The organism is Bradyrhizobium sp. P2_E8, from assembly GCF_056403875.1.
In genome coordinates, this window is the sequence record NZ_JBFUES010000989.1 from 1 (window position 1) to 2,704 (window position 2,704).

3 protein-coding genes are annotated in these 2,704 nt (G+C 63.4%); all 3 read left to right on the forward strand.

The window, feature by feature from the left end:
• Positions 1–105: 105 nt before the first annotated feature.
• Complete coding sequence (locus AC1D00_RS35495) at positions 106–609, forward strand: CAP domain-containing protein (RefSeq protein WP_027544212.1); 504 nt, start codon at positions 106–108, stop codon at positions 607–609.
• A gap of 78 nt (positions 610–687) precedes the next feature.
• The gene (locus tag AC1D00_RS35500) at positions 688–1,863 is read left to right on the forward strand and encodes a DUF3734 domain-containing protein (RefSeq protein ID WP_135176313.1); all 1,176 of its coding nucleotides are present in this window, start codon (positions 688–690) and stop codon (positions 1,861–1,863) included.
• A 1-nt stretch (position 1,864) separates the two neighbouring features.
• On the forward strand, positions 1,865–2,653 hold the full coding sequence (locus AC1D00_RS35505) for a 3-hydroxybutyrate dehydrogenase (RefSeq protein WP_027544210.1): 789 nt from the start codon (positions 1,865–1,867) through the stop codon (positions 2,651–2,653).
• Positions 2,654–2,704: the final 51 nt, after the last annotated feature.

Below are 2,704 nucleotides of genomic sequence, written 5' to 3' on the forward strand. Positions count from 1 at the left end.
AGTGCTGCGCACTGCCCCGGAATGACGAGTACGATTTTCCGCAAAATTCACCTTTCAGCCACGGTTGGTATGCAACAACGGCCCTTCATTTGGGGGCCCCGATTCATGCGCGCTGCGGCCGCAATATCAATCACTTTGCTGCTCGCCGGCTGTGCCGGCAACGAAGCGCCGGTCCAGCAGCCGTCGATGTATGCCGATATGGCGGTTCCGGGCGCCAAGCTCGACGCGCAGGCGGCCGCGGTGATGATCTCGCAATACCGCCAGAACAACGCCCTCGGCACCGTTGTGATCGACCCCGACCTGATGCTGCTCGCCGAATCCCAGTCCCAGGCGATGGCTGCGGCCAACAAGATGGACCATGACGTCCGCGCGCCCCTGGCCAAGCGGCTTAGTGCCGGCGGCTATCCCGCGACCGTGGCGGTCGAAAACGTCTCGGCGGGCTATCATACGCTGGCGGAAGCGTTTTCCGGCTGGCGCGACTCGCCCCCGCACCGGGCCAACATGCTCAAGAGCGGTGTCACAAAATTGGGCATAGCGGCCGGCTATGCTCCGAACACCAAGTACAAGGTGTTCTGGACCATGATCCTGGCCTCGACGGATCCCCGATAAGCCAGACTTGATCCCGGGATGCATTGACGCCGCCGCGGACTGTCGCCACGGTGGCTCGCCATTTGCTATTGTTCCCCGATGACTGATCATAGTCCGCAATCCGCCAGCGTCCCCGCGAATGCGCAACGCGTCCTCGTCTTGCAGGGCGGCGGCGCGCTTGGCTCGTACCAGGCCGGCGCCTATCAGGCGCTGTGCGGCTATGGCTTCGAGCCCGAATGGGTCGCCGGCATCTCCATCGGCGCGGTCAACGCCGCCATCATCGCCGGCAATGAGGGCCACACCCGCGTCAAGCGGCTGAAGGAATTCTGGGAGATGGTGTCGGCGCCGGTGCCGTGGAAGCCGATCGGCAAGAGTGACCACAGCCGCGAGCTGTTCAACTCAACCAGCGCCGCGCTGATCGCGACCTTCGGCGTGCCCGGCTTCTTCGTCCCGCGCGTGCCGCCCGCGCCGATGTGGCCGCCGGGCCATCCCGAGGCGGAGAGCTATTACGACACGGCGCCGCTGAAGAAGACGCTGGAGCGGCTGGTCGATTTCGACCGCATCAACGACCTCAAGACGCGCTTCTCCGTCGGCGCCGTCGGCGTCACCTCCGGCAACTTCAAATATTTCGACAATTACGAGTTCAAGAAGCTCGGCAAGAAGATCGGTCCCGAGCACATCATGGCCTCCGGCGCGCTGCCGCCGGGCTTTCCGTCYGTCGTCATCGACGGCGAGCATTACTGGGACGGCGGCATCGCCTCCAACACGCCGCTCGATTACGTGCTCGATGCCGAGCTGGCTCGCGACATGCTGATCTTCCAGGTCGATCTGTTCAGCGCCCGCGGCGACCTGCCGAATTCGCTGTTAGAGGCCACCGAGCGCGAGAAGGACATCCGCTTCTCCAGCCGCACGCGGATGAACACCGACAAGAACAAGCAGATCCACAACGCCCGCAGGGCGGTGCGCGACCTGATTTCCAAATTGCCCGATTATCTCAAAAACGACCCTTCCGTCGAATTCCTTGCGAAGGCAGCTCGTGAGAGCACGGTCACCGTGGTGCACCTGATTTATCGCAGCAAGAACTACGAATCCTCGTCCAAGGATTACGATTTCTCGCACGTGGCCATGGTCGAGCATTGGGAAGCCGGCGTGCGCGACGTGCATCTGTCGATGCGCCACAAGGACTGGCTCGATCAGCCGCAATCCGGCGAGACCATGGTGACCTACGATCTCACGGGGGACGTCTCCGCACCCCCGGCAAAAAGGAGCGAATAGAATGGGTAGTCTGTCAGGCAAGAACGCCGTCGTGACCGGATCGACCAGCGGCATCGGGCTCGCTTATGCCCGCGCCTTCGCGGCGGCCGGAGCCAACGTCGTCATCAACGGCTTCGGCTCGCCCGAGGACATCGAGAAGGAACGCGCGAAGATCGAGTCGGACTTCGGCGTGAAGGCGATCTACTCGCCCGCCGACATGACCAAGCCGGCCGAGATCGCCGGGATGATCGCGCTCGGCGAGAAGACCTTCGGCTCGGTCGACGTCCTCGTCAACAATGCCGGCATCCAGTTCGTCTCGCCGATCGAGGAATTCCCGCCGGAGAAATGGGACCAGATCATCGCCATCAACCTGTCCTCGGCCTTCCATGCCATCCGCGCCGCGGTGCCCGGCATGAAGAAGAAGGGTTGGGGCCGCATCATCAATACCGCTTCCGCGCATTCGCTGGTCGCCTCGCCGTTCAAGTCGGCCTACGTCTCGGCCAAGCACGGCATCGCCGGTCTCACCAAGACCGTGGCGCTGGAAGTCGCGACCCACAAGATCACCTGCAACTGCATCAGCCCCGGCTATGTCTGGACGCCGCTGGTCGAGAAGCAGATTCCCGACACGATGAAGGCGCGCAATCTCACCCGTGAGCAGGTCATCAACGACGTGCTGCTCGACGCGCAGCCGACCAAGGAGTTCGTCACCTCCGAGCAGGTCGCCGCACTTGCGCTGTTCCTGTGCAGCGACGATGCCGCGCAGATCACCGGCACCAACCTCTCGATCGACGGTGGCTGGACCGCGGAGTAAATCCACTCTTGGTCATGCCCCGGCTTGACCGGGGCATCCAGTACGCCGCGG